This window comes from Leisingera sp., assembly GCF_034669605.1.
Classification (GTDB): domain Bacteria; phylum Pseudomonadota; class Alphaproteobacteria; order Rhodobacterales; family Rhodobacteraceae; genus Leisingera.
The window spans coordinates 1-26622 of the sequence record NZ_JAXMOX010000042.1 but is presented as its reverse complement, the minus strand read 5'-3'; the positions used below and the strand labels follow the sequence as shown (position 1 = coordinate 26622).

Here is a 26622-nt window from a genome sequence, read left to right as displayed (position 1 = left end):
GAACAGCATGGCAAAGCTATTGTTCACCTGCTCAAACGCGGTCAGCAGCCGTTCGCGCCCCTCGCGGTTGAGGCTGGCAATGCCGTCGCGCAGGGTCTTCACCGCGCCTTCCAGATCCAGCTTTTCCGCAACCAGCGTGTCATGCTCATTCTGCACGCCGCGAGCGTCGTCCTCGGCGCGCAGGTTGACCGCTCCCAAGGCATCGCGCTGGCGCTTATAGCGGTCGACGTCGTGTTCCAGACCTTCCGAGGCAGGCATCTCATCCGGCGCTACACCCAGTTTCTCCAACAGCGCCTGCGGGGTGATCTGCTGCGCTTCGATGATCCGACCCGCAGCTTGGGTGACGGCTTCCCTGGCCGCTTCACAGCGCGCCTCGGATCGCGCCCGCGCCTCGCGCGCTTCGGAGGCCAGCCGCTCGCACTCGCGCTCTTTGTGGACCGCCTCGCGCAGCTCGGCCTCGGCTGCGACCAGCGCCTCTGTTGCAGCCGATTTGCGGGCCTCGGCCTCGGAAATCGCCTCGTTCAGCTCTGCGCGTTTCCCGGCAATCTCGGCTGGAACCGCATTAGCCTCTTCCAGCTCCTCCTGCGAGGCCTCGCGGCGGTCGGCCAATTCTTCGATCCGTGCCTCAGCGCTCTCCAGGCGGTGGCGCCAGCCGGACAGTTCCTTGGTCACCTCCTGCGCACGTTTGGTGCGGGCTTCACCCTCGCGGCGCAGCTCGTCATGGCTGGAGCGGTGGGTCAGCATGGTGATCCGCGCCGCCTCGACCGACTGTTTGATGTCCTCTACTACCGTGCGCGCTTGATCAAGATCGCCAAGCTCACCCAGAGCCTTTTCAGCCTCTTTCAGCTGCAGACTGGCATTCAGCGCATCTTCTTCATGGCGCGAAACAGCGATACCAAGCGTTTCAAGCTTGCCTTCTGCAAGATTCCTGTCGGCCTCAGCCCGGCTCAGCGCGCGGGCCGCGTCCGCCACCCGCTGGTCCGCCACGCGGCGAGCCTGGCGGGCGTTATGATCGGCCAATGTCACCTCTTCCAGTTTGCGCAAGAGCATTTCATGCGCTGCGCGGGCGCCATCCGCCCTGGCGCTGACGCGCTCCATCTCCTGCTTCAGCGCTTCCAGCTTGTTCAATTGCTCCAGCCGCATTGCTGCTGCACTTGGCGCATCCTCAGCCCAGGCACGGTAACCGTCCCAGCGCCACAGATCTCCTTCTACGGTCACCAGGCGCTGCCCTGGCTTCAGTTGCGCCTGCAGCCCTGCTGCGGCATCGCCATCCACCAGTCCGATCTGCGCCACCCGGCGGGACAGGGCATCAGGACCGGAGACAAACAGCGCCAGCGGCTGCACGCCGGCGGGCAGGGCGGCATCCTGATCATAACCGGACAGCGCCACCCAGCCAGTCGGCCCGTCCGCCTCCGCCAGCGGCGCGCGCAGGTCATCAGCCAAGGCTGCACCCAGGGCCTTTTCATAGCCCGGGGTCACGGTCAGCTCATCCAGGATCTGGCCGCCCTCGGCTGTATCCCGCTCCACCAGTTTCGCCAGCGCTGTAACTTCGGCACGCAACGCGCCCAGCCCGCCTTCGGCTTCCGAGCGCTGCGAACGTGCTTCACCTTCCCGGCTCTGTGTCTCCGTGCGGGTCCTATCCGCATCGGCCAGTGCTTCTTCAGCCATTTCCGAGGCCTCACGCGCCTCTTCCTCAGCCGTGACTGCAGCTTCGAATTTGTCCGCCGCCAGTTCCAGCGCGTTCCTGGCCTCCCGCTGTGCGGCACGGGCTTTCTCTGCCTCTTCCCCGGACCGGCCAAACGCGCGCTGGCAGTCTTCCACCCCTCGGCGTGCTGATTGATGGCGAGCTGCTAAGCGGGCGACATCCTCGGTCACCTGCGCCAGATGGTCCTCGCGAGCCTGCAGCACCGAACCGGCGTCGCGTGCCAGCTCCGCCGCCTCGGCCATTTTACCGTCGTGCCCGTCACCAGCCTTGGACAGCTCGCGCTGCTCCCATTCCAGCCGTTCGATGGTTTCGCCAGCATCCTTGTTCAGCCCGGTCTCGCGCTCAATATCATTGCCCAGCTGCACAACCCTGCTGCTAAGCCGTTCGATCGTCTGGCGCGCTTGCGCCTCCTGATCGCCCAGCGAGTCCCGCTGCACCACCAGACGCTGCAGAATGGCGGCTGCGATGGCCTCTTCCTCGCGCAGCGGCGGCAGCATCGCCTCTTGAGATCCTCGCTGCGCTACCGCTGCACGGACCAGTGCTTCGGCCTTGGCAGCCTGCTCAACCCGCACCCTCAACTCATTTTCTGATTCCAGCCGCGCCTCATCCGCTTCGCGCCAGCGGCGGTACAGCAGCATGCCTTCGGCCAGCCGCAGCTTCTCGCCGATCTCGCGGTAACGCTGCGCCTGCCGCGCCTGCTTTGCCAGTTGTGCCAGCTGCGCGGCCAGCTGTTCGATCACGTCATCGACGCGCAGCAGGTTGGCTTCGGTGTTCTTAAGCTTCAGCTCTGCCTCGTGGCGCCGCTGATAGAGGCCGGAAATGCCCGCTGCCTCTTCCAGGATGCGTCGCCGCGCCTTGGGTTTGGCGTTGATCAGCTCGGCAATCTGCCCTTGCCGCACCAGCGCCGGCGAATGCGCACCTGTCGAAGCATCGGCAAACAGCATCTGCACATCACGCGCCCGCACGTCCTTGCTGTTCGACTTGTAGGCACTGCCCACATCGCGCGTGATGCGGCGCACGATCTCCAGCCCATCGGCCTCATTGAACCCCGAGGGCGCCAGCCGCTCAGTATTGTCGATCTGCAAGCTGACTTCGGCAAAGTTGCGCGCGGGACGCGACGAGGTGCCGGCAAAGATCACATCCTCCATGCCGCCGCCGCGCATGGCCTTGGCGCGGGTCTCGCCCATCACCCAGCGCAAAGCCTCCAATAGATTGGATTTGCCGCAGCCATTCGGTCCCACAACCCCTGTCAGCCCATCGGCAATGACCAGTTCGGTAGGATCAACAAAGCTTTTGAAGCCGTTCAGCCTGAGCTTGGAAAACCGCAAAGCCGCCCCTTCGTGATTCCGTATCGGGAAAGTTCAGCGGTTCCTATCGTGTGTGTCAACGCTCCGCACCCCCAAATCGGGACAAACCGAATGGATTTGGCACCATATCTTGTGGATAACCCGTGCGATCCGGCGGTCTTTTGCCAAGCCAGCGCTGTTCCGAAGTCAGACAGAGCGCAACAGCCGCCCCAGCCGGGCTATCCCTTCCTGAATGGCCGCGTGGTTGGATTTGGAAAAGCTAAGCCGGATCGTGTTCTGGCCGCTGTCATCGGCAAAAAAAGCCTGCCCGGGCACAAAAGCGACCTTCTCTGTCTCCAGCGACCGTGCCAGCAATCGGGTCCCATCCGCGCCGTCTGGCAATGTCATCCAGACAAACATCCCGCCCTCGGGCCGGGTCCAGTTTACCCCCTCCGGCATATGTTCCTCCAGGGCCGCCAGCATCACGTCACGGCGCCGCTGATAGACCGCGTGCAGCTGCTCAACATGCGCATCAAAGCAAGCCTTGGCCACCGCATGCACTGCCATCTGGTTGATAGTGGACGTGTGCAAGTCCGCCGCTTGCTTCAGCAACACCATCTGCGATATGACCGGCTTGGCCGCCACCGCCCAGCCGATCCGCACTCCTGGTGCCAGCGTCTTGCTGAAGGTGCCGCAATAGACCGTGCGGCAGTCCTCGACCGTGCCTTTCTGCTCCAGTTCCAACGCCAGCACCGGCGGCACGGCCTCGCCATCATAGCGCAGTGACTGATAGGCTGCGTCTTCGATGATCGCACAATCCAGTTCCTCCGCCACCTCCAGCATCTGCAGGCGGCAGGTGCGATCCAGGGTTTCCCCGGTCGGGTTAGCGAAATCCGGTGACAGATAGGCGAATTTCACCACGCTGCCCGCTTCAGCCGCGCCTACGGCATAGCTCTCCGCAGTCCGGTCCCCTTTCAACGACAAGCGGTCATAGCGTGGCTCATAGGCATTAAAGGCCGCCAGCGCCCCCAGGTATGTCGGCCAGCCCACCAAAGCGGTGTCGCCAGGCGACAAGAACAGTTTACCTAAATAATCCAACGCCTGCTGGGAGCCGGAAGTAATCAGCACATTGCCCGGATCACAGACTATTCCAATCTTTGCCATCTCCCCAACAATCCACTCGCGCAGCGGCATATATCCCTCGCTCACCGAATACTGCAGCGCCATGGCTTGCCGTTCTGGTGAAAGCGAATTCTTGAAAGCTTTGGCAAATTCATCCGTTGGGAACAGCGCTGAATCCGGGATGCCGCCGGCAAAAGAGATAATATCCGGCTGATCCAGAAGCTTCAGCAACTCGCGGATTGCCGACGCCTTCATCCGCGCGTTCCGGCTGGCAAAGATCTGGTCGAACTGCATCCTCGCTCTCCTGGTGCTCCTGGTTTGGCATTTAGTGTCACGGTAGGAGAGTGCAAAATAAAGTCAATAATACTGACCTAATGTTGCAGCCTTCGTGAACCGGCCCGCCCTTGCAGCCTCTTCCCTCGCGTGGTCATATGATTTGACCAATTCAGACGAGCCTCCGCATGCCATTTCAGAAAGTTCAGCCCGAAAAACTCTCTGCCTCTGTCGTCAAGCAGATCGAACAGCTGATCCTGCGCGGCATCCTCTCACCCGGTGAACGGCTGCCTGCTGAACGTGAGCTGGCCGAACGGCTGGGCGTTTCCCGCCCCTCTCTGCGCGATGCCATCGGCGAACTGCAAGCGCGCGGGCTGCTGACGTCCAAGGCAGGCTCCGGCGTGTTTGTAGGGGACGTTCTAGGGTCAGCCTTTTCGCCAGCGCTGATCCAGCTCTTTGCCACCCATGACGAGGCTGTGTTCGACTACCTGTCCTTCCGCCGCGACATGGAGGGGCTGGCGGCGGAACGCGCAGCCCGGTTCGGCTCTGACTATGACCTGCAGGTGATCCAGGCGATCTTTAATAAGATGGAGGCGGCAGGCAACCCGGCTGTGTCCGAAGCGGCGGCCAAGCTCGACGCCCAGTTCCATTCCGCCATCATGGACGCCAGCCACAACGTGATCATGCTGCATATGATGCGGTCGATGTTCGACCTGCTGCGCGAGGGGGTGTTCTACAACCGCCGGATCATGTTCCAGCAGCACACCACCTATGAAGCGCTGCTGGAGCAGCACCGCGCCATCAACGCCGCCCTGCAGGCCCGCGACCCGCAAGCGGCTCGCGCCGCGGTGGAGGCGCATCTGGACTACGTCAAACAGGCCCTCACCGACAACCAGCGCGCCGAGCGCAACACCGAAGTGGCACGGCAGCGGCTGGAGCATGAGACGGGCAAAGGTTGAACAGGGAGCTGTAGCCATATTCCGGCTGCCGCAAAAAGCGGCCCGGCAAAGATGAGAATGTATGGGGTAGTTTTGACGCGTTTAATGTAAAAGTTTGAAGTCGTTGATGGAAATCCTGACATATCACCCTCAGTTAAAAGCTCCGTTTTACTACACGCCGTTCAACGCCCGTTTTCAAAGTTCAGTAGGAAAAAGCAGAGTTAAGCTGCTGCTTTTGCATCTTTAGATGCAAGGCAGCCTTCTACTCGCGAACGAAAAAACCCGGCCGCTTGGGCCGGGTTCTTTGATTTTCCAGGTGTCAGCGCAGCTTAGTGCAGCTTGGCGTCCACATCCGCGATCGCGGCGTCAATCAGCTTGTTGGCTTCGGCCGCAGTCATCTGTTTCGAGATCACCTCATCCGCCGCAGCAACTGCGATTGAGATCGCTTGGTCGCGTACTTCCTTCACAGCCGAAGCTTCCGCTGAAGCGATTTGCTCTTCAGCAGCCGCCAGACGGCGGGCGATGGAGGCTTGCAGGTCCGCTTTTGCCTGTTCCGCTGCACGGGCAGCTTCGTCACGGGCAGCAGCGACGATCTGGTCGGCCTTGGCCTGAACTTCCTGCTGCTTGCGCTCGTAAGACGCCAGAACAGTCTGGGCCTCCTCGCGCAATGCACGGGCCTCGTTCAGTTCCTTCTGGATGCCTTCTGCACGGCTGTCCAGCTGGCCACCCAGCATGCCCGGCACTTTGGCCAGCAGCAGGATGCCCACAAACAGAGCAAAAGCCAGCAGAACAACAAAATCGGTGTTGCCCAGTGAAAAGAACGGGCCTGAAGCGGCCAGCGCAGGGCTGGCGGCGCCAAACGTCAGGGCAAGGGCGAGAATATTGCGCATGTCCTTATCCTTTCGTCCGCTCGGCAACTGCCACGGCAATTGCGTCTGCGTCTGCCGAACCGCCCAGCGCGGTCACCAGCGCCTCTGCGGTATCGGTGGCAACAGCCTTCACGCTTTCCAGCGCACCGGCCTTGATTTCGGCGATTGCCTTTTCGGACTCGGCAGCCTTAGCAGAGATCTGTTCGTCCGCTTTAGCAATTGCCTGATCCAGTCCGGCCTGAATTTCCGCGCGGGTCTCAGCAACGATGCGCTGAGCTTCGGCACGGGCATCCGCCAGAGCTTTGTTATATGCGTTCTCGGCCTCGACAGCCTTGGCTTTCAGGTCTTCAGCCGCGGCGAGGTCGTTGGTGATGGTCCCCTGACGCTCGGCCAGCACCGCAGCAATGCGGGGCAGCGCGACGCGCGACAGAATGAGGTAGATCACGACCAGGGCGACCACGAGCCAGAAGATCTGGTTCCCGAAGGTCGAGAAGTCCAGCTGCGGCATGCCCGGAGCAGACCCGTGCGCTGCGTCTGCGGCGCCGTGTGCTGCGTCTTGCGTATTTGATGCCATGTCGTTCTCCTTGGGAACTTGCCGTTACACCGGGCAGTGCAGATTTAGGCCGCACTGCCCGGCCGTAAGGAAATAGGTTCCTAAGGTCTTAGACGGCGAACATCAGCAGCAGCGCGACCAGGAACGAGAAGATGCCCAGTGCTTCTGCAAATGCGATGCCGATGAACAGGGTTGCGGTCTGGCCGGCGGCTGCCGACGGGTTGCGCAGAGCGCCTGCCAGGAAGTTGCCGGCAACGTGGCCCACACCGATTGCGGCTGCGCCGGAACCGATTGCTGCCAGGCCTGCGCCGATGAACTGACCGAGTTGTGCGATATCGCCTTCCATGAGTATTCTCCTTACGATGGAATGTGGTGATTTAGGGTCTGGGTGAACCGCCAGGCTCACCCGGTAAACTTTCAGATCCTGGCCTTAGTGACTCGGATGCAGCGCATCCTTCAGGTACACGCAGGTCAGGATGGTGAAGACATAGGCCTGGATGAAGGCCACCAGAACTTCGAGTGCATAAACCGCAGTGATCGCGAAGATCGGCAGGAAGCTGAACAGGCCCAGGGCGCCTGCAAAACCTGCGAACACCTTCAGAACCGCGTGGCCGGCCATCACGTTGCCAGCCAGACGAATGCTGTGGCTGACGGGACGCACGAAGTAGGAAATCAGCTCGATGATCGCCAGGATCGGGCGGAGCGCCAGAGGCGCGCTCGACACCCAGAACAGGCCAAGGAAACCGGCGCCGTTCTTGACAAAGCCAACGATGGTCACAGTGAAGAACACCAGCCCGGCCAGGATCGCGGTTACCGCGATGTGCGAGGTGGTGGTGAAGGACATCGGCAGCAGACCCAGGAAGTTGGCCATCACGATGAACATGAACAGGGTCATGATATAGGGGAAGAACTTGACGCCATCCTTGCCGGCCACATCTTCAACCATTTTATAGATGAATCCATAGGCCAGTTCCGCAACCGACTGGGCGCGGCCCGGCACGATGGCCCGGCGCGACGACCCCAGCACCAGCAGCGCGAACACGGCAGTAACAGCCAGTGCCATCCACAGGGTCACGTTGGTTGGGGTGTACCAGGAAATATTATCGCCAAACAGCGCCTTCACATTGAACTGATCCATCGGGTGGATTGCCAGTTTTGATTCCGCCGGAGCGAAAATCAGGCCGGATACCAGCACCAGCGCCAGCGCTGCGTAAAAGAAAATTTTGCCCATCAGTCCGCTTCTCCTGTCGCCGGTGCCCGATCCCGTCGGATCAATCCCGGTCTTGCGCATTTTTGTCGGCCTCTTCGGCCAGTTTCTGTTCCTGGATTTCTTGCGCGGTGCGAAGCATCGTCTTCACCCCGGCCGCCAAGCCCAGCATTATAAACAGCACCATGAAAATAGGCAGGGTTCCAAACAGATGGTCCAACCCGTATCCGATGCCAAAGCCGATCCCAAGACCGGCCACCAATTCAATCACCATCCGCCAGGCCTGATTGGCCATCGAATAATGCTCATCCGCACGCGGCTTGGGCTCTTGGGCCTTACGCGCCGCCGCCAGCTTCTCCTCCAGCTGCGCCATGCGCTGCTTTTGGTCGTCGTCGGTCACGGGCGCCATCCTCACGCGAATTTCTGAGAACGGTTGCTAAGGCCAAGGAGCTTGGGAGTCAATTACAAGGATTGAAACTTGGATTCCCTATTAACATACTGATAAATAACAGCTAAAAATGCAACACTGCGTCCCGCGCGCTTCTGTCGCGCCGGCTGTTGGCGCCCGAACTTCAGGGAAACGATATTCAACCAAGAGGTTGATTTTAGCCAAAGGGCCGTTTTGCCGTACCCCAGCGCCCGATCCGCCCGCCGGTCAGCAACAGCCCCAGCAGGATCGCCACCATGCCCCAGCCGATGCCCAGGAAGAAATCACCAGCCAATATTCCAGTGCCACGCCCTGTCTCTCCCCACAGTAGAGCCTCCATGACGGCTCAAGACAGATTGTCAAACCTGCCGGCGGTGGATAGGACTACCAGGCATGAGCGATCCCCTCGACACAGCTTTTGCGGCCTTGGCCGACCCGACTCGCCGGGCGATCCTCACTATGCTGCTGGAAGACGACATGGCGGTGACCGATGTAGCGGAACCATTCGAAATGTCGCTGGCGGCGATTTCCAAGCATTTGAGCATCCTGACCCGGGCAGGACTGATCGCTCAGGAAAAGCGCGGCCGGGTAAAGTGGTGCAAGCTGCAGCCCGACGCCATGCGCGCTGCCTCCGTCTGGATGCAGGGGTTTGGCCAGTTTGAACCGGTCAACCTGGATGCCTTTGAACGCTTCTTGGAGGCTGAGCATCTGGCAGGAGACGCGCAGGCGGACCCCTAGCGAACTACAAATACCGATGTTTCAGAATGCAGCACCAGATGGCTGGCGTGTGACGAAAACACATAGTCCAGGATTCCAGGCATATGGGTGCCCATCACAACCAGATCCACTTCCAGCTCCTTTGCAGTCCGGGGCAGGATCGAATCGATCTCTGCCCCGACATCCACAGAATAGATCGGCAGCCCCTCAACCTTAGCACCGGTTTGCTCCGCCATCTTGCTTGCCAGGTCTGCCAGCTCATCACCGGACGACCCTACAGTATGCCCGCGCCTGACCTGCTGATCCGTCACATGGACCAGCGTCACGCGCGCGCCATGATTCTTGGCGAAATCCGCTGCCACATCCAGCGCTTTCTTGACCGTTGAAGGCATGTGCAGGTCAACGGGCACCATGATATGCTTGAACATTGTCGCCTCCTCTTTCCGAAGCGTCCCTCAGCACCAGTATAGCGGAAAACAAGAGGGTTGCGTTGACCTGCCGCAAGGTGTTGGACTCCCCGCCGGTGGGGAGCATGCCCTGTGTGTTCAGACGGGCACCCGGTCCCTCGCGCCCTCCAGCAGCATCGCCAATGCCACCACCGACATCACGATCCCAATCAACACCATGCCCGGCGGCGCGCCGCGGCCCAGCGCGATCTCCCACAGGATCACCCAGCTCGGCGTGAGGTAGGTATAGGCCATAACCTTTGCCGAAGGCAGCCGCATTGCCGCATATTGCAAAAGCACAAAGGTCGCCGAACTGGCACAGACAGCCAGATAGAACAGCCCGATCCAGACGATAGCGGGCAACTGGGCCCAATCGGTGGCCAGAATGTCCTGCCAGCCAAACACCGCCAGCAGCGCGCCGCCTGCCAGCAGCATCCCGAAGGTAAAGACCACTGCGGGCTCACCCCGGTTCAGTTTCCGCACCATCGGCGTATAAATGGCATGCAACAGGCAGCCCCAGAAATAAATGATCTCCCCCTGGCCGACCTCAAACGCCGCCAAGGCGCCCAAATCGCCGCGCACGATCACCCATACTGCCCCCGCCGCGCCAATCGCCAGCGCCACGGCCATCCAGCGGGTGGTGATCTGCCGCAGCAGCAGCCAGCCGAATGCCGCGCTCATCACCGGCACCAGGGTGAACACCGCTGCGGCGCTGACCGGCGCCGCCGTCTGCAGCCCATAGAACATCAGCACGAAGTATCCGCCGAACAGCCCGCCCAGTACGGCAAACCGCCAGGGTGCTCGAAAATGCCCACGCTGCAGCCCGGTGGTAGCCAGTGCGGCGATGCCGATGACGACCGCGGCAATACCAAATCGCGCCGCATTCAAGGCCGCCGGCGCAATCTCGTTGGCCACCATCGCGCCCAGCGAGAAAGATCCTGCCACCAGTGCCGAAAACAGCAGCATCGCCAGGTGCCCCCGCAGTGCCTCGCTCATAGCTGCCAATCCTTTACCTGCTCTTTCAAGAACGCCAGGAACGCCTGCACCTTGGTAGTACGGTGCAGATCCACATGGGTCACCAGCCACAACGCGCCCTCCCAGTCCTTCTGGGGCGGCATCATCTCCACCAGATCCGGCTGCTGCCGCGCCTCCCACGCCGCCATGAAGCCGATTCCGGCGCCGCTGCGCACCGCCGCCTTAAGGGTGGAGCCGTCGGTACAGCGAAAGGCGATCGCCTCAGCCGGAGCATTGGCCCGCAGCCAACGGGAATACGGCGCCCGGCTACTCTCATCGTCCTGACCGACAAACCGGTGGTTGGGAATATCCTCCAGCCCCTGCAGCAGCCCGTATTTCGCCGCATAATTCCTGGAGGCATAAAGCCCGATCTTCTGCTTCATGAAAGACTGCACCACATTGTCCGGCTGATCCGGCGCATTGCCCGCGCGGATCGCCACATGGGCTTCACCGTATTCCAGCCGGAACAGACGGTCGCCGGTCAGATAGCGGATGATCAGCCCGGGATGCATGTCCTGGAATTCTTGCAGCGCCGGAACCATCATCGGCGCGAACGACGCCAGCGAGGTCACCACCAGCTCGCCTGAAACGTCATCGCCCTGCCCCTTCAGCCGACCCACCAGCTGGTTGAACTGATCGTCCGTGGCTTGCGCGACCCGCAGCAGGTCCTGCCCGGATTCTGTCGGCGTATAGCCGCGGGCATGGCGCTGGAACAGCTTCACCCCAAGCCGCGCCTCGATTGCGTCGATATGGCGGATCACCGTGGCATGGTGCACACCCAGCACTTCGGCGGCACCGCTCACCGTGCCCATGCGGGCCACCTGATACGCAGTGCGGACCTCATCCCAATTGTCCATTGCAGCCTCCTTGCCAGCCGGATCCATTATGCGCAAAAATGCACATCTCATGTGATCAAAGCGGCATTGCGTTCAAATTTGCAATACCCCAAATACCTGTCAGCAACAAGCACAGGAACACGAAAATGACCCGCACTGTTCTCCACATCGACTCCTCCGCCCGCACCGAGGGTTCCGTGACCCGCGATCTCTCGGCGCAGATCGTCAGCCGCCTTGGCGCCGGACAGGTGATCCGCCGCGACTTGGCCACACCGCTGCCGCTGCTGGACGGCGCTTGGATTGGCGCCAACTTCACCCCGGCGGACCAGCGCAGCGACGCGCAAAAGCAGCTGCTTTCCCTCTCCGACTCGCTGGTGGAGGAACTGAAACAGGCCGACACTATCGTCATCGGCGCTCCGGTCTACAATTTCTCGGTGCCCTCCACGCTGAAGGCCTGGATCGATCTGGTAGCCCGCGTCGGCATGACTTTCCAGTACCGTGAAACCGGCCCCGTCGGCCTGCTGGAAGGCAAGCGCGCCATCATCGTCATGGCCTCGGGCGGCACCCAGGCCGGCTCCGACATCGACTTTGCCACTACCTACCTGCGTCACATGCTGGGCTTCATCGGGATAACAAACGTCGAAATCGTCGCCGCCGACGCCATGTCGATCGACGCCGATGGCGCCCTGGCTAAGGCAAAGGGCCAGATCGAAGCGCTGGCGGCCTGATCCCGGCTGCCCAGCGCGCCTGCCGTCAGCCCTGCCCGGGCTGGCGGTTTTCTGTTCGTGAACCCGTCCGCAGCCCATCAGGCGGCAGCGCTGGACCTGGCGCTGGAAGACGAGCAGGCTGGATAGCACGGCCGTCATTCAATTCCTGCTTAGATCCAGCTGACCTCACAGCCGGTCTTTTCGAAGAAGGCCATCAGATCAGTCCGCGTCATCGCCACCGTGCGGTCATTGACCAGCGGATGCATGAAAATCACATCCGACTCCTGTGCCCGCGCGTCCATATAAAAGGTGACGCCCTTTTCCGTTCCTGTGATCATCGCCAGCGGACTGACCGCGCCGGGGCGGATACCGAGGTTCTCCAGCAGCCGGTCCGCCGAGCCGAACGACAAGTTTCCGGCCCCCAACTCCGCCGCCAGCACCTTGAGATCGACCTCCCGGTCCTGCTGCAGCGTCACCAGATAGTTGCGCTTCTTCTTATCGCGCAGATACAGGTTCTTGAGCCGCAGCGCGTTTTCGCCCGGCACCGTGAACTGGTCTTCGACCGCCTTGGCATCCTCCACCGTGCGGAGCGGCACATGCGTGTGCAGCCGATAGGCGATTCCCCAACCGTCCAGCTGCTTCAGCAGCGCATCCGAGGAGACAGGCAGGCTGTCTTGATAGGCCGATGATGCATCCATGATCTTACTCCGCAAGCCGTTTCGGGTTGCAGCGCAGATCACGCAAAATGAATACGGGACGCAAGAGGTGTTCCGCCCCCTGCGCCCCGTTTTGCGCCAATTCGCCTCTACGCCTCGGCGAAATCCCCGCGCCGGGCCTCTTCATAGTGGTCGAAATCAGTGCTGAACCAGCCGGTACCGCGGGTGGCGCTGGCCAAAGTGCTGCACAGATCATCCTGCACCGACATCGGCAGCAGTGTTTCAAACACATCCCAGCCAGCGACACCGTCTTCGGCCTCAAACCCCAGGATCTGCCCCTTCATGCCGCTCACCACCGGCACCAGCCCGCCGGTAAACACCGAGGGCACATGAATTTGCACCCGCATGATCGGTTGAAGCAGCACCGCGCCAGCTTCGGACAGCGCCTCCCTGACCGCATTCTTCCCCGCAGTCCGGAACGCAAAATCAGAGCTGTCGACCGAGTGATGCTTACCGTCCTTCAGCGTCACGCAGATATCCACCACAGGATGCCCGTTCAACCCCTGCGCCAGCGCCTCGCGCGCGCCGACCTCGACCGAGGGGATATAGTTCTTGGGCACTGAGCCGCCTTTCACGGTTTCTTCAAATACGAAACCGCTGCCCCGCGGAAGGGGCTTCACCTCGATCACCACATCGGCAAACTGCCCGGCGCCGCCGGACTGCTTGCGGTGGCGGTACTGCACCTGCACCGGCTTCCTGATTGTCTCGCGTAATGCCGGCGGCACCACGACTTCCTCCACCTCAACGCCGAATTCGTCTTTCAGGGCTTGCTTGATGCGCCGCATGTGCAGCGGGCCTTGCAGGTTCAGCAGCACTTGGCCGCTGGCCTCATCCTGCCCCACACCCAGCGCCGGATCGATCTCCGCCAGCCGCTCCAGCGCACCCGACAGCCGGGCATCGTCGCGCTCGTTTACCGGGGTAATCACCCGCCGAAAGGTCGATGGCCGCGGCTGCGCCCAGTCCGGCAGCGGCGCGGCGCCGTCGCGCGCATAAGCAAATCCCATATTCAGATGGTCCGACTTGACCGCTTGCCCCATATCCCCTGGTGCCAGGCTAGCGTTGGCCGTGGAACCAACGCCGGTCAGCGAGCCAAGCGCTGCTCCGCCAACCGAAGCGCCATTGCCGACACTGCCGTCCAACGCCCGCACCATCACCGTTTTGCCCAGATGCTTGACCAGATCGGCCATGCAACCGACAGCGACGACTTTGGCGTCCTGTGACAACCGCTCCAATGCAACCCCCACATCCGGGGCCTCGTGCCGCAGCGACTTCATCAGCCGCAGGATACCGTTCTTATGCACGGCAGATCCCATCAGCGCCGGGATCAGGTCATTGTGCTGCAGCACCTTGGTCGCCACCTCGTAGGCCTCATCCGGCATCACCTTCTGATCCTCGATCAGCTCCTCCAGCAGAGTGTCGTCGAAATCCGCCAGCGCCTCCAACAATTCGGTCCGGGCTTCCTGCTCGCGGGTATACATCGCCACCGGCAGCTCAATCAGCGCCGAGGGCTCGCCTTCGCGGTATTGCCAGGCGCGTTCCGAGATCAGATCCACAGCCCCCACAACCTGGCCGTTCTCGCGGATCGGCACCTGCCGCAGAATGATGTTGTGGCTGCAATAGGCCTGAAGCGCAGCGGCGATTTCCGCCACCCGGTCTGCCGCCTGGTCCATGCGGTTGACAAAAATAAAGGCGGGGATCCCCGCCTCCTCCAGCTTGCGCAGATACGGTGCGCTTAGCACCGCAGCTCCGGCATCTGCCGGCACGCAAAGGACGGCAGCGTCACTGGCCGCCAATGCCGGACCTGCCTGAGCCAGGTTGTCAGCCCCGCCTGCGATGTCGATTGCGGCCCAGTCCTCGCTCATGAATGAAAAAGGCTGCAAAGCGGCGACGCCTGCAACCTCCTGCCGTTTACCCGCGGCACTGTCCAGATTGGCCAGCGCCGCTGTCAGCGTAGATTTGCCGGACTGCGACGGTCCCAGAATAGTGAAAACGCGCATGTTATCTGATCCTCCCTTGGCTGATGCGGCTGCCCGCCCGGAACCGCAGACGCCAAGTGGCGCGCGGAATGCCTGTTCTGAAGATCTGCCTCGATGCTCTGTCGGGTGGCCCGGCCGGTGAGTGGACGGCGAGGGACCAGCTGTCAGATGTTGACCAACACGGCCCCTGCATGTCAAGCCGCACGTAGCTGCCCTGTGCCGCCCCGGCGAACCCGCGCCGCGGTTGACTCCGGCGGCCAAACGGCGTAACGCCTGCCCCAGCATCCGGAAGCGAGTGAGTCTTCCGGTCCCTGCCCGTGCCAGGGATCGCCCCCCACCAGCGTGTTACGCCCGTGGGGGCATTTGCGCATGGATCGCTTGTCCCCTACATACGGGGGCGCCACAACTTGAAACCGGCATCAGGAGGCCGCAGGCATGTTTGAAAATCTATCCGAACGCCTATCCGGCGTCTTTGACCGGCTGACCAAACAGGGCGCCCTCAACGAGGAGGACGTGAAATCCGCCCTGCGTGAAGTGCGCGTGGCGCTGCTCGAAGCCGACGTCTCACTGCCGGTTGCCCGCGACTTCGTCAAGAAGGTGCAGGAGCAGGCCACTGGTCAGGCGGTCACCAAGTCGGTGACCCCGGGCCAGCAGGTAGTGAAGATCGTGCACGACGCATTGGTCGACGTGCTGCGCGGCGACGAGGATCCCGGCAAGCTGAAGGTCGACAACCCGCCCGCCCCGGTGCTGATGGTCGGCCTGCAGGGCTCGGGCAAGACCACCACCACCGGCAAACTGGCGAAACGGCTGAAGGAGAAAGAAGGCAAGAAAGTCCTGATGGCCTCGCTTGACGTCTACCGCCCGGCGGCGATGGAGCAGCTGGCGGTGCTCGGCACCCAGATCGGCGTCGACACGCTGCCGATCGTGCCCGGCCAGAAACCCGTCGATATCGCCAAACGCGCCAAGCAGCAGGCGACACTGGGCGGCTATGACGTCTACATGCTGGACACCGCGGGCCGCCTGCACATTGACGAGACCCTGATGCAGGAGGTCGAGGACGTCCGCAACGCGGTCTCCCCGCGTGAGACGCTTCTGGTGGTCGATGGCCTCACCGGCCAGGTCGCGGTGGAAGTCGCGGAAGAGTTCGACGCCAAGATCGGCATCTCCGGCGTGGTCCTCACCCGGATGGACGGCGACGGCCGCGGCGGCGCCGCGCTGTCGATGCGCGCTGTCACCGGCAAGCCGATCCGCTTTGTCGGTCTGGGCGAGAAGATGGACGCGCTGGAAACCTTTGAGGCCGACCGCATCGCGGGCCGCATCCTCGGCATGGGCGACATCGTGGCGCTGGTCGAGAAGGCCCAGGAAACCATTGAGGCCGAACAGGCCGAGCGTATGATGAAGCGCATGATGAAGGGTCAGTTCAACATGAACGACCTGAAGATGCAGCTTGAACAAATGCTCCAGATGGGCGGCATGGAGGGCATGATGCAGATGATGCCCGGCATGGGCAAAATGGCCAAGCAGGTGCAGGACGCCGGCATGGACGACAAGGTGCTTAAGCGCCAGATCGCCATGATCCAGTCGATGACCAAGAAAGAACGCGCCAATCCCGCCCTGCTGCAGGCCTCCCGCAAGAAACGCATCGCGGCCGGCTCCGGCATGGAAGTCAGCGACCTCAACAAGCTTCTGAAAATGCACCGGCAGATGGCCGATGTGATGAAGAAGATGGGCAAGATGGGCAAAGGCAAGATGCTGAAGCAGGCCATGAAGGGCATGTTCGGCAAAGGCGGCGGCATGCCTGGCATGGACGGCATGGATCCCTCGCAAATGGACCCCAAGGCGCTGGAAGCGGCGGCCAAGGCAATGGGCGGCGGCAAGAGCCTGCCCGGCGGCCTCCCCGGCCTCGGCGGCGGCATGGGCCTGCCAGCGGGCCTCAGCGGTTTCGGCAAGAAGAAGTAATCATGACTGTCGCCATCCCCACCCTCGAAACGGATCGCCTGATCCTCCGCGCCCCGGCGCAGGCGGATTTCACAGCGCTTTGTGCGTTCTACGCTTCGGAACGCGCCGATTTCGTTGGCGGGCAGATGGATGCTGAGCAGGTCTGGCGTCACTTGGCGCTGGAAATCGGCCATTGGCAAATGTTGGGCTATGGTCGCTGGGCCGTGGACGAAAAGAGCAGCGGCCAATGCGCCGGCATCATTGGCCTGTGGAACCCACATGGCTGGCCGGAAGCGGAAATCGGTTGGGATCTATTTCAGGGTTTTTCGGGCAAAGGCTACGCCACCGAAGCGGCCATTGCCGCACGCAACTACGCCTATGTAACCCTGGGCTGGCCCACTGCAATCAGCCTTGTCGACCCGGCGAACCACGCCTCAGCCGCTGTGGCTCAGCGCATGGGCGCGAAACAAGACGGTAGCTTTGCGCACCCCCGCATGGGAAAGCTGCAGATCTGGCGTCATCAAGGCGCGGATGATCTGGCCGCAGGCGGAATGGAGGCCTGCGCATGAGCTTCCGTCAAATCTGCGCGAACCACGTCCGCCCGGCACTGGCAACGGCTTGTTTAACCGAATATTACGCAGTCTCCCCGATACTCCTTCTCCGGATGGGTGAAATTCACTCCGGGCGGTCCGCCGCCCGGGTAAAGGGGTATAAAATGACTGACGTTCGAAAGCCGTTTCCGCGGCTTGCATCAAAACGGCTGATGCTGATTTCTCCGGCGGACCCGGAGTTTGACGCCAATGCGGCCTTTCTGAACCCGGGCGCACCGCGCTTTATCGACGCGTCGGAAGACCCCGACTCGCTGTGGTGGTCGATTGCAACCATCATCGGTCACTGGCACCTGCACGGCTACGGCCTGTTTGCTGTGGTCGAGCGCAGCAGCGGCTTGACCGTCGGCCTTGTAGGCCCCTGGTTCCCCAAAGGATGGCCGGAACCGGAATTATCCTGGCACCTGATGGAGCCGGGACAGGGCAAAGGCTATGCCAGCGAAGCCGCGCAATGCGTGCTCGATTGGTTGTTTGCCGAGGCTGGCTGGGACAGTATCGTATCCTACGTGCCCGAGGAAAACGGCGCTTCTATTGCGCTGGCCCAGCGCGTTGGCGCCCGGCCGGAAAAACCGGTCTCTTTCCGTCTGCAGCCCGCACCCAATATCCGCGCCTGGCGCCACACCCCGCCCGCCTGCGTGTCCGGCCCGCAAGCCGCACAGGGCATGCTTCACTGATGCGCCTTAACGGTATCATATTCTGGCTTGGCCGCGCCCCTCTGCTGAAAGGAGCGCGCTGATGCCGTTTGACATCCCGGTGATAGAAACCCGCCGGCTGGTGCTGCGCGGTCCCGAGGCGCAGGACTATCCTGACTTCAAAGCCACCTTCAGCTCCTACCGCTCGCGCTTTATGGGCGGGCCGCTGAACACCTATGAGGCCTGGATGCTCTACGCCGCCGAGATCGGCCACTGGCAGGTCCGCGGCTTTGGCATGTGGATGATCCACGACAAATCCACGGACGAGACCTATGGAATGGCCGGCGGCTGGCAGCCCGCGGGCTGGCCCGAACGCGAGATTGCATGGATCATCTGGCCCGGTGCCGCCGGCAAGGGCTATGCGCTAGAGGCCGCGCAGGCCGCACGCCGGCATTTTTATTCAGATCTGGGCTGGGAGACCGCGGTCAGCTATATCGACCCCAAGAATCTCGACTCGATCCGGCTGGCAGAACGGCTCGGCGCCACCAAGGACCATGAGGCTGCCACTATCGACGGCAATGATGCAGTTTTCCGCCATCCCGGCCCGGACACTCTGAAGGACAGCCAGATTGCGCATGGCATCGAAATGGAAATCGGCCACTACGCCGATCCGCTGTTCAAGCCGGAGGGCTGGGCCCTTGACTGAACCGCGTCTGGAAACATTGTTGCTGCGCTGCGGCGGTGTACAGGGGGTGCACGCCCGCTGCTGCCCTGGCACGCGCCAGCCTGCTGCATTGCGGAGAACCCGATGACAACTGACACCCAAGATCCCACCGCCCGTGCAGCCCGGCTGCTGAAGGGCCACCGTGAAAGCATCGACCGCCTGGATGCGATCCTCGTTTATACCCTGGGCGAGCGGTTCAAGCACACCCAGGCAGTGGGGCGGCTCAAGGCTGAACACGACCTTCCCCCGTCCGATCCGACCCGCGAAGCGGCGCAGATCGCACGGCTCGAAGACCTGGCGGAGCAGGCCGATCTGGACCCTGAGTTCGCCAAGGCATTTTTGAACTTCATCATCGGTGAAGTCATTCGCCACCACAAGAAACACCAAGAATAACAATCACAACAGGAACAACCGGGGCATACCCCGGACAACGCCATCAAAGGAGATGTACCCATGGCAATGAAAATCCGTTTGGCCCGCGGCGGCTCTAAAAAGCGTCCCTTCTACCGCATCGTGGCTGCTGACAGCCGCATGCCGCGTGACGGCCGCTTCATCGAGAAGCTGGGCACCTACAACCCGCTGCTGCCGAAAGACAGCGAAGAGCGTGTGAAAATGGACATGGAACGCGTGCAGCACTGGCTGGACCAAGGCGCACAGCCGACCGACCGTATCGCACGCATGCTGGAAGCCGCAGGCGTGCGCGCCAAGACCGAGCGCAGCAACCCCAAGAAAGGCGCCCCGGGCAAAAAAGCCCAGGAGCGTGCAGAAGAGAAAGCTGCCAAGGCTGCTGAAGCCTCCGAAGCAGCTGCAGACGCGGAATAATTCCGTGGAGCTGCGGGGCGCTTTTCCCGAAGAGTTCCGCAGCCAGCTTGATCTGCTGATGCGGCTCCGGCGCGACGTGCGCCGGTTCCGCAGCGTTCCGGTGGAGGAGGCAGTGCTGATGCGCTGCCTCTCTGCCATTCCGCTGGCCCCCTCAGTGGGGCTCAGCGAACCCTGGCGCATCCTGCGCGTGGACAGCGACACTGCCCGCGCCGCCGCGCTGAGGAATTTCGAGAAGGCCAATGCCGAAGCCCTGAAAGGCTACTCCGATGATCGGGCGAGCAAATATGCGCAGCTGAAGCTCTCTGGCATGCGCGACGCACCGGTGCAGCTGGCGATCTACTGTGACGATGAAACGGCCCAGGGCCACGGGCTGGGCGCCGCCACGATGCCGGAGATGCGGCGTTATTCGGTGGTCACCGCCGTCACACTTTTCTGGCTCGCCCTACGCGCCGAAGGCTTGGGGCTGGGCTGGGTTTCGGTGCTGGATCCCGAACAGCTGAACCGCGATCTGGCGGCGCCTGCAGGCTGGCAGCTGATCGGCTATTTCTGCATCGGCTATCCTGAACGCCAGTCAGACACGCCAGAACTGCAGGAGGCCGGCTGGGAAAGCCGTATGGCAGACCTGCCGCTGCAAACCCGCTGAGCCCCGGGATGGGACGATTGATCCGGCTTGTGTTTTTTGTTGCAGTGGCCTTTACCGCTGGCATCTTTTTTGAACGCAACCACCAAAGCGAACTCTGCGAACAATCCGGCGGCCAGTGGCTGCGGGCAGGGTTCTGTGCAAAGGAATGACACCATGAGCGACCTGATCTGCGTAGGAGCAGTGGCCGGCGCCTTCGGCGTGCGCGGCGAGGTGCGGCTCAAGAGCTTTTGCGCCATCCCCGAGGAAATCGTCGACTATTCGCCGCTTACCAACGAGGACGGCAGCCAGAGCTATACGCTGACCCTGACCCGTCCGGTCAAGAATGGCTTTGCCGCCCTAATGAGCGGAATTGAAACCAAGGAACAGGCGGACGCCGTCCAAGGCCTGCGCTTGTTCGCCCGCCGTGACCAGCTGCCCAGTCTGCCGGATGACGAATATTATCATGCCGACCTGATTGGGCTGGAGGTCTATGACACCGGCGGCACTCTGCTTGGCACGGTGAAATCAGTGCAGAACCATGGTGCGGCGGACCTGCTGGAGATTCATGGTCCGGGGCTGAAGTCCACGGTACTTCTGCCTTTTACCATGGCCGCGGTGCCGACAGTAGATCTTGAAAAAGGCCGCATCGTCGCCGACCCGCCGGACGGGGTGTTCTGAACGTGGCACCGGATGAATTGGCAGAAGGGCGCCCGCAACGTCTGCGCTTAATTCTCCACGCCGGGTTTCACAAAACCGGAACCACAACCGTCCAGCGCTGCTTGCAAGACAACCAGCCGCTGCTTTCGCCGCATCTGCGCATCTTCCTTCGCAACGATATGCTTGCACTATGCGAGGCTGCGCGGCGCTGGTCGGCCACCCGGAATCCAGTTGATTTCGCGCTGTTTCAGTTCGAATGCGCAGTCTTGCTGGAAGCGCTTGATGCAGATGACCCCCGGCCGGTTCTTCTTGCCTCGGAAGACTTATCCGGCCACATGCCCGGGCGGCATGGCCTGAAAGATTACGGAGCCGCGCCTCTGCTGATGAAATGCATTCAGGACACGGTTCTGGAGCTTCAGCCGGCCGCCAGCATATGCATTTTCTATATGACCCGGTCCGCGCCCGAATGGCTGCAAAGCTGCCATGTGCAGCATTTGCGGGCCAGCCCGCTGACATTGGACGCAGAGGAGTACGTCAGACAGTATGCCGCTTCGGCGGACCTGCAAGCGATAGTTTCCGGAACAGCCCAACTGTCAGCCAGTGCCAAGATCAGCTCTGCACCGCTTGAGGCCGCTTCTGCCCACCGGCTCGGCCCGATTTCCGCACTGCTGCCGCACCTTGGCCTGCCAGCTGCAGCCATTGAAGCAATGAAACCTGTCCCGCCCGCCAACACCCGGCCGGAGCCAGAAATTCTTGAAGAGCTGCTTGCGCTCAATCGCTCGGGGCAACCGTACAGCCAGATCCGCATTAAAAAACAAGCCGTTCTTCGCAGATCCCGCGTTTCAAAGCGGCCCCCCGTATAAACTTTGGCCCCCACTAATCCCTTTGTATCTGATGCCAGCCCTCGTATAGGTCAGCATAGCCCTCCATCTTCCGCCCGAGAAAACATGACCGACACCCCCTCCCGCTCCCACGGCCGCAAGGCCATCCGCCCCACTCTGAAACCGCGAGAGCTGATGACGCCGACACCGGACCTGGCAGGCGTGTGGAAAGCCAAGATCATCACCCTGTTCCCCTCCGCCTTTCCCGGCGTTCTGGGCGAAAGCCTGACCGGAAGAGCGCTGCAGGAAGGGTTATGGCAGCTGGAGACAACAGACTTGCGGGAATTCGGCGTGGGCAAGCACCGCAACGTCGATGACACGCCTGCAGGCGGCGGCGCCGGCATGGTGCTGCGCGCCGATGTGCTGGGCGCGGCGATTGAACACACGATGGCAGGCACCCGCGGCAACTGGCCTTTGGTCTACCTGTCTCCGCGCGGGCGCCGGATGGACCAGCAGATGATGCAGAACTTTGCACAATGCGATGGCATAACCCTGTTGTGCGGCAGGTTTGAAGGAGTCGATGAACGAGTGCTGGAGCATTATGGCATCCAGGAAGTCTCCTTGGGCGATTTCGTGATGACCGGCGGCGAGCTGGCCGCGCAGGCGCTGGTCGATGCCACCGTCCGGCTCATTCCAGGGGTGCTTGGCAACCAGGCTTCTACCGAGGAAGAAAGCTTCTCCTCCGGATTGCTGGAACATCCGCAATATACCCGCCCTGCCGAGTGGAACGGCCGCGCAATCCCGGACGTGTTAATGTCAGGCCACCACGGTAAGATCTCGGAATGGAGACACAGGATGAGCGAAGACATCACCAAGGCCCGCCGTCCTGACCTGTGGGAAGCTCACAGCCGGAAGACAGGCAGCAAGCGCTGATTGGCTGTTTGACCAACATCCCTCTTCCGGGCGAGCAGCAGCGCAAGTTGCCTCCAAACATTGCCGGATGACCCGAGCCGTGCTTTAGTCCCCTCATATTCATCAGGAATTAGGAGTGAGCAGGATGGCTGGGAAATTCGAACTTTATACCGATAATGCAAGCGAATTCCGCTTCCGTCTGAAAGCAGGCAACGGCGAAAATATTCTGGCCAGCGAAGGCTACAAGCAGAAAGCCAGTGCCGAAAACGGCATCGAATCGGTTAAAAAGAACGCTGGAGAGGATGCGCGCTATGAGCGCAAAGAAACTGCCGCCGGCAAGCATATGTTCAACCTGAAAGCCACCAATGGCCAGGTGATTGGCACCTCTCAGAGCTACAGCAGCGCATCGGGTCGCGATAATGGTATTGAGGCGGTGAAGAAAAACGCGCCGACAGCTGTGGTCGAAGACCAGACTGGGTGAGGGCCTGAGAGCCGGAAAAGGCCGGGGCAGAACCCCCAAATCCTTACAGACAGGAAACTGCATGGGTTTTCAGATAACTCTTGCAGACCACTCAGCTAGGCACTTGTTTTGCTGGGCTAGCGGACGTATATAGCGCCGGTCTGGATTCGCAATCGCGGCTCCGGACCGCTGGCTGTTGGATCGTTTACCTGAACTCCTTCTTCGGTTTTCGCCTGGGATCTGCCTGCCAGAAGTAAGAAACAGACTGCGTGATCTCTGGCGGGCTGCCTGTGGCGGGACCCGATGAAGACCAAGAGCTCTCATGACGGCACAAACCTCTGCGGAAAGAACCGCAGGCCAATTTAGGAGAGTTGCGATGAACTTGATCGCACAGCTGGAGGCGGAACAAATCGCCGCCCTGGGGAAAGAAATCCCTGATTTCAAAGCCGGCGACACCATCCGTGTCGGCTTTAAGGTGACCGAAGGCTCGCGTTCGCGCGTGCAGATGTACGAAGGTGTTTGCATCAGCCGTAAAAACGGTTCGGGCATTGCCGGTTCGTTCACCGTCCGCAAAATTTCGTTCGGCGAAGGCGTGGAGCGTGTGTTCCCGCTGTATTCGACCAACATCGACAGCATCACCGTTGTGCGCCGCGGCCGCGTGCGCCGCGCCAAGCTGTACTACCTGCGCGCCCGCCGCGGCAAGTCGGCCCGTATCGCAGAAGATGCACACTACAAGCCCAAGAAAGCCTGAGGAGCGGTATCATGAAAAAAGACACTCATCCCGAATACCACTTCATCGACGTCAAAATGACCGACGGCACCATCCTCAAGATGCGCTCCACCTGGGGCAGCGAAGGGGATCAGCTGGCGCTGGACATCGACCCGACGGTGCACCCGGCCTGGACTGGCGGCACCTCGCGTCTGATGGATGCAGGCGGCCGTGTTTCGAAATTCAAGAAGAAATACGAAGGCCTGGGCTTCTAAGCCGTCCGCCGTATTTTGCCAAACTCCCGAAGGCTGCCCCGGACGGGCAGCCTTCTTTCTTTTCTCCTGACGCTGAGGCCGGATGCGCCTCGCGGGAAAGACAGCCCCCCTCGTGAAACAAGCCCTGGCCAACGCACTGCAAGAGCGCGGATATGAAACCCTGACCCAAGTGCAGGAGGCTGTGACCCAGCCGGAGCTTGAAGAGCGCGACCTGCTGGTTTCCGCGCAAACCGGATCAGGCAAGACAGTCGGCTTCGGACTTGCGCTTGCGCCAACCCTGCTGGGTGAAGCCGAAGCGTTCGACGAGGCCGCCGCTCCGTTGGCGCTGGTGATCGCACCAACCCGCGAGCTGGCGCTGCAGGTGAAGCACGAGCTGAGCTGGCTTTACCGTGGCGCTGGTGCGGTGATTGCATCCTGCGTTGGCGGCATGGACATGCGGGACGAACGCCGCACCCTGGCCCGCGGCGCGCATATCGTGGCCGCGACACCGGGGCGGCTGCGCGACCACATCATGCGCGGTTCCATCGACCTCAGCAACCTGCGCGCTGTGGTGCTGGACGAGGCCGACGAAATGCTCGACCTGGGTTTCCGCGAGGATCTGGAATTTATCCTGGGCGAAGCGCCCGAAGACCGCCGGACACTGCTGTTCTCGGCCACTGTTCCGGCGGGCATTGCCAGCCTCGCCGAAACTTTCCAACGCGATGCGATGCGGATCAAAACCGCAGGCGAAACCAAACAGCACAGCGATATCGAATACAGGCTGATGAGCGTGGCGCAACAGGATGCGGAAAACGCCATCATCAACGTGCTGCGCTACTACGAGGCCCCTAGCTCCATCGTCTTTGCCAATACCCGCGCAGCTGTGAACCGGCTGGCGGCACGGCTGACCAATCGCGGCCTGCCGGTGGTGACACTGTCGGGCGAACTCTCCCAAGCTGAACGCAGTCAAGCGCTGCAAGCGATGCGCGACGGGCGGGCCCGGGTCTGCGTGGCCACCGATGTTGCTGCCCGCGGCATCGACCTGCCGGGGTTGGAACTGGTGGTGCACGCCGAGCTGCCTTCGAACCACGAAACCCTGCTGCACCGTTCCGGCCGGACCGGCCGCGCGGGCCGCAAAGGCGTCAGCGCACTGATCGCACCGCCCAAGGCCCGCAGCAAAGCGCTGCGGCTGCTGAAATGGGCCAAGCTGACGGCAGAGCATTGCGAAGCGCCCTCGGCTGATGACATCCTGGCACGGGATGAGGAGCGCATGCTGGCGGATCCGGTCTGGCAGGAAGCGGTTTCCGAGCAAGAGCAGGCAGGGGTTCAAACTCTGCTGGAGCATTTCTCCGCCGAGCAGATCGCCGCCACTTACCTGCGCCTGTTCCGCAGCCGCCATTCGGCACCTGAAGACCTGCGCCCGGCCGGTGCGGAGGAACCGCGCAAAGAACGTAAGGAGCGCAAGCCCTTCGGGCCGTCGGTGTGGTTCTCGCTTTCGGGCGGGCGGGCTGCCGGTGCGGACCCGCACAAGGTGCTGCCGATGCTCTGCAAGGCCGGCAACATCGACCGCGACTCCATCGGTGCGATCCGGGTGCAAGACAATGAGACCTTTGCCGAAATCAGCAAGGCCGCGATTGACGGTTTTCTGAAAGCACTGGATGGCAAGGCAGAACTGGAGCCGGGCGCCGTGCTGAGCCAGCTTTCCGAGGCTCCCGATCTGGGCCCGGCCCCGCGCCGCGGCCCCGGTGGACCGAAGGGTGGCTTCAAAGGTGACCGGGATTCCAAACCGCACCGTGGTAAACCGGATAGTCCGAAACCCTATCGCGGCAAATCCGAAGACAGCCGCCCGCCGCGCAAGGACTGGCAGGAAAAGCGCTCTGCTGACAAAGCGCCTTTCGAACGCGAACCGCGCCGCAGCCGCGCGCCGGAAAGCAGCCCCAAGCCTGACCCGGCTGTTGTAGCCAAGCCGCGCGGCGCCTCCGATCCTTCCAAGCGGATGACCAAGCCCGGCGCGCCTGCAGCAAAACCCTACCACGCCAAAGGCCCCAAACCGCCGGCCGGCAAACCCAACAGCAAGAAAAACAAGGCGCGTGCCGCTGATGCCAAGCCGGGCAAACTTCGCAAAGGTGGAGATGCCCGCCCGAACCGCAAGCCGGCGGGACCCTCAAAACACAGGTGATACTCTAAGTTTACCAGCCTGCGCAGACCGCTTTTCTTGACCGAATCCAGAGCCTATACAGAAGCGCAAAGATAAAAACGTGCCAAAGGCACGAGCGAAGGGATCTGTACATGGCGCATATTATTGTCGTCGGCAACGAGAAGGGCGGCGCGGGAAAATCCACTGTTTCCATGCATGTTGCAACCACCTTGGCCCGGCTTGGGCACAAGGTGGCTGCGCTGGACCTGGACTTGCGGCAGCGTTCGATGGGGCGTTACCTGGAGAACCGCAAGGATTTCTGCACCAAGGCAGGACTGGAGCTGCCGATGGTGGAAATGCACGAGCTGCCGGAGATTGATCCCGACAGCCTGCAACCGGGTGAAAACATCTATGACCATCGCCTGTCGGCCGCTGTCTCGGCGTTGGAGCCGGGCCATGATTTCATCCTGATCGACTGCCCCGGCTCGCACACGCGTCTCAGCCAGGTGGCCCATTCACTGGCCGATACGCTCA

31 protein-coding genes are annotated in these 26622 nt (G+C 61.9%); 18 read left to right on the top strand and 13 right to left on the bottom strand.

Annotation, left to right across the window (positions count from 1 at the left end; genetic code table 11):
• Together VOI29_RS07535 and VOI29_RS07530 are read right to left on the bottom strand one after the other, a co-directional pair.
• On the bottom strand, positions 1-3033 hold a 3033-nt coding region (locus tag VOI29_RS07535; RefSeq protein WP_323777496.1), incomplete at its 3' end, for a chromosome segregation SMC family protein.
• A gap of 165 nt (positions 3034-3198) precedes the next feature.
• A complete protein-coding gene (locus VOI29_RS07530; protein WP_323777494.1) occupies positions 3199-4407 on the bottom strand; it encodes a PLP-dependent aminotransferase family protein in 1209 nt (402 codons plus the stop codon).
• A 167-nt stretch (positions 4408-4574) separates the two neighbouring features.
• Here VOI29_RS07530 and VOI29_RS07525 point away from each other — a divergent pair, with 167 nt between their 5' ends.
• Entirely contained in the window at positions 4575-5345 is a 771-nt protein-coding gene (locus tag VOI29_RS07525) for a FadR/GntR family transcriptional regulator (RefSeq protein ID WP_323777492.1), read from the top strand.
• A 308-nt stretch (positions 5346-5653) separates the two neighbouring features.
• On the opposite strand, the gene VOI29_RS07520 is transcribed toward VOI29_RS07525, so the two are convergent.
• From VOI29_RS07520 to VOI29_RS07495, 6 genes are all read right to left on the bottom strand, one after another.
• Positions 5654-6214 (bottom strand): F0F1 ATP synthase subunit B, encoded by a 561-nt coding sequence (locus tag VOI29_RS07520; protein ID WP_323777489.1) that lies wholly within the window; start codon positions 6212-6214, stop codon positions 5654-5656.
• A gap of 4 nt (positions 6215-6218) precedes the next feature.
• Positions 6219-6767, bottom strand: a complete 549-nt coding sequence (locus VOI29_RS07515; RefSeq protein WP_323777487.1) for a F0F1 ATP synthase subunit B' — start codon at positions 6765-6767, stop codon at positions 6219-6221.
• An 88-nt stretch (positions 6768-6855) separates the two neighbouring features.
• A complete protein-coding gene (locus VOI29_RS07510; RefSeq protein ID WP_008205040.1) occupies positions 6856-7092 on the bottom strand; it encodes a F0F1 ATP synthase subunit C in 237 nt (78 codons plus the stop codon).
• Positions 7093-7176: 84 nt separating this feature from the next.
• Positions 7177-7977, bottom strand: a complete 801-nt coding sequence (locus VOI29_RS07505) for a F0F1 ATP synthase subunit A (protein ID WP_323777482.1) — start codon at positions 7975-7977, stop codon at positions 7177-7179.
• Positions 7978-8017: 40 nt separating this feature from the next.
• On the bottom strand, positions 8018-8362 hold the full coding sequence (locus VOI29_RS07500) for an AtpZ/AtpI family protein (RefSeq protein WP_416361494.1): 345 nt from the start codon (positions 8360-8362) through the stop codon (positions 8018-8020).
• Between the two features lie 196 nt (positions 8363-8558).
• Positions 8559-8720, bottom strand: a complete 162-nt coding sequence (locus tag VOI29_RS07495; protein ID WP_323777283.1) for a hypothetical protein — start codon at positions 8718-8720, stop codon at positions 8559-8561.
• Positions 8721-8773: 53 nt separating this feature from the next.
• On the opposite strand from VOI29_RS07495, the gene VOI29_RS07490 reads away from it, so the two are divergent.
• Positions 8774-9118 (top strand): metalloregulator ArsR/SmtB family transcription factor, encoded by a 345-nt coding sequence (locus tag VOI29_RS07490; RefSeq protein ID WP_323777281.1) that lies wholly within the window; start codon positions 8774-8776, stop codon positions 9116-9118.
• Here the strand turns inward: VOI29_RS07490 and VOI29_RS07485 are convergent.
• The 3 genes from VOI29_RS07485 to VOI29_RS07475 form a co-directional block, all read right to left on the bottom strand.
• A complete protein-coding gene (locus VOI29_RS07485; RefSeq protein WP_323777279.1) occupies positions 9115-9525 on the bottom strand; it encodes a universal stress protein in 411 nt (136 codons plus the stop codon). The two genes, VOI29_RS07490 and VOI29_RS07485, sit on opposite strands and share 4 nt — an antisense overlap.
• Positions 9526-9642: 117 nt before the next feature.
• Positions 9643-10539: a DMT family transporter gene (locus tag VOI29_RS07480; protein ID WP_323777277.1), complete on the bottom strand. Its 897-nt coding sequence runs from the start codon at positions 10537-10539 to the stop codon at positions 9643-9645.
• Positions 10536-11414, bottom strand: a complete 879-nt coding sequence (locus VOI29_RS07475) for a LysR family transcriptional regulator (protein ID WP_323777276.1) — start codon at positions 11412-11414, stop codon at positions 10536-10538. The genes VOI29_RS07480 and VOI29_RS07475 overlap by 4 nt, the downstream gene beginning before the upstream one ends.
• Before the next feature lie 125 nt (positions 11415-11539).
• On the opposite strand from VOI29_RS07475, the gene VOI29_RS07470 reads away from it, so the two are divergent.
• The gene (locus VOI29_RS07470) at positions 11540-12121 is read left to right on the top strand and encodes an FMN-dependent NADH-azoreductase (protein ID WP_323777274.1); all 582 of its coding nucleotides are present in this window, start codon (positions 11540-11542) and stop codon (positions 12119-12121) included.
• A gap of 149 nt (positions 12122-12270) precedes the next feature.
• Here VOI29_RS07470 and VOI29_RS07465 read toward each other — a convergent pair whose 3' ends face one another.
• Positions 12271-12798, bottom strand: coding sequence for a prolyl-tRNA synthetase associated domain-containing protein (locus tag VOI29_RS07465; RefSeq protein WP_323777272.1), 528 nt, complete (start codon positions 12796-12798; stop codon positions 12271-12273).
• A 107-nt stretch (positions 12799-12905) separates the two neighbouring features.
• On the bottom strand, positions 12906-14813 hold the full coding sequence (locus VOI29_RS07460; protein ID WP_323777270.1) for an elongation factor G: 1908 nt from the start codon (positions 14811-14813) through the stop codon (positions 12906-12908).
• Between the two features lie 414 nt (positions 14814-15227).
• On the opposite strand from VOI29_RS07460, the gene ffh reads away from it, so the two are divergent.
• The 15 genes from ffh to VOI29_RS07385 all read left to right on the top strand — a co-directional run.
• Positions 15228-16751: a signal recognition particle protein gene (gene ffh, locus VOI29_RS07455; protein ID WP_323777268.1), complete on the top strand. Its 1524-nt coding sequence runs from the start codon at positions 15228-15230 to the stop codon at positions 16749-16751.
• Between the two features lie 2 nt (positions 16752-16753).
• Complete coding sequence (locus VOI29_RS07450) at positions 16754-17299, top strand: GNAT family N-acetyltransferase (protein ID WP_323777266.1); 546 nt, start codon at positions 16754-16756, stop codon at positions 17297-17299.
• 146 nt (positions 17300-17445) lie between these two features.
• Positions 17446-18012 (top strand): GNAT family N-acetyltransferase, encoded by a 567-nt coding sequence (locus tag VOI29_RS07445; protein ID WP_323777264.1) that lies wholly within the window; start codon positions 17446-17448, stop codon positions 18010-18012.
• A gap of 61 nt (positions 18013-18073) precedes the next feature.
• Positions 18074-18676 carry a GNAT family N-acetyltransferase gene (locus VOI29_RS07440; RefSeq protein ID WP_323777261.1) on the top strand — a complete coding sequence of 201 codons (603 nt, stop codon included), beginning with the start codon at positions 18074-18076 and terminating at the stop codon, positions 18674-18676.
• A gap of 102 nt (positions 18677-18778) precedes the next feature.
• Positions 18779-19087: a chorismate mutase gene (locus tag VOI29_RS07435; protein ID WP_323777259.1), complete on the top strand. Its 309-nt coding sequence runs from the start codon at positions 18779-18781 to the stop codon at positions 19085-19087.
• Between the two features lie 60 nt (positions 19088-19147).
• A complete protein-coding gene (gene rpsP / locus VOI29_RS07430; protein ID WP_024088433.1) occupies positions 19148-19516 on the top strand; it encodes a 30S ribosomal protein S16 in 369 nt (122 codons plus the stop codon).
• A 4-nt stretch (positions 19517-19520) separates the two neighbouring features.
• Complete coding sequence (bluB, locus tag VOI29_RS07425; protein ID WP_323777257.1) at positions 19521-20159, top strand: 5,6-dimethylbenzimidazole synthase; 639 nt, start codon at positions 19521-19523, stop codon at positions 20157-20159.
• Between the two features lie 153 nt (positions 20160-20312).
• Positions 20313-20816, top strand: coding sequence for a ribosome maturation factor RimM (gene rimM / locus VOI29_RS07420; protein ID WP_323777255.1), 504 nt, complete (start codon positions 20313-20315; stop codon positions 20814-20816).
• Between the two features lie 2 nt (positions 20817-20818).
• Positions 20819-21658 carry a hypothetical protein gene (locus VOI29_RS07415; protein ID WP_323777253.1) on the top strand — a complete coding sequence of 280 codons (840 nt, stop codon included), beginning with the start codon at positions 20819-20821 and terminating at the stop codon, positions 21656-21658.
• Between the two features lie 84 nt (positions 21659-21742).
• The gene (trmD, locus tag VOI29_RS07410) at positions 21743-22549 is read left to right on the top strand and encodes a tRNA (guanosine(37)-N1)-methyltransferase TrmD (RefSeq protein ID WP_323777251.1); all 807 of its coding nucleotides are present in this window, start codon (positions 21743-21745) and stop codon (positions 22547-22549) included.
• 124 nt (positions 22550-22673) lie between these two features.
• A complete protein-coding gene (locus VOI29_RS07405) occupies positions 22674-23009 on the top strand; it encodes a YegP family protein (protein ID WP_323777249.1) in 336 nt (111 codons plus the stop codon).
• A gap of 355 nt (positions 23010-23364) precedes the next feature.
• Complete coding sequence (gene rplS, locus VOI29_RS07400) at positions 23365-23739, top strand: 50S ribosomal protein L19 (protein ID WP_323777248.1); 375 nt, start codon at positions 23365-23367, stop codon at positions 23737-23739.
• A gap of 11 nt (positions 23740-23750) precedes the next feature.
• Positions 23751-23972 carry a 50S ribosomal protein L31 gene (rpmE, locus tag VOI29_RS07395; RefSeq protein WP_024088426.1) on the top strand — a complete coding sequence of 74 codons (222 nt, stop codon included), beginning with the start codon at positions 23751-23753 and terminating at the stop codon, positions 23970-23972.
• Positions 23973-24084: 112 nt separating this feature from the next.
• On the top strand, positions 24085-26130 hold the full coding sequence (locus tag VOI29_RS07390) for a DEAD/DEAH box helicase (RefSeq protein ID WP_323777245.1): 2046 nt from the start codon (positions 24085-24087) through the stop codon (positions 26128-26130).
• A gap of 110 nt (positions 26131-26240) precedes the next feature.
• Positions 26241-26622 (top strand): division plane positioning ATPase MipZ (locus tag VOI29_RS07385; protein ID WP_323777243.1); only part of this gene is annotated, 382 nt, incomplete at its 3' end.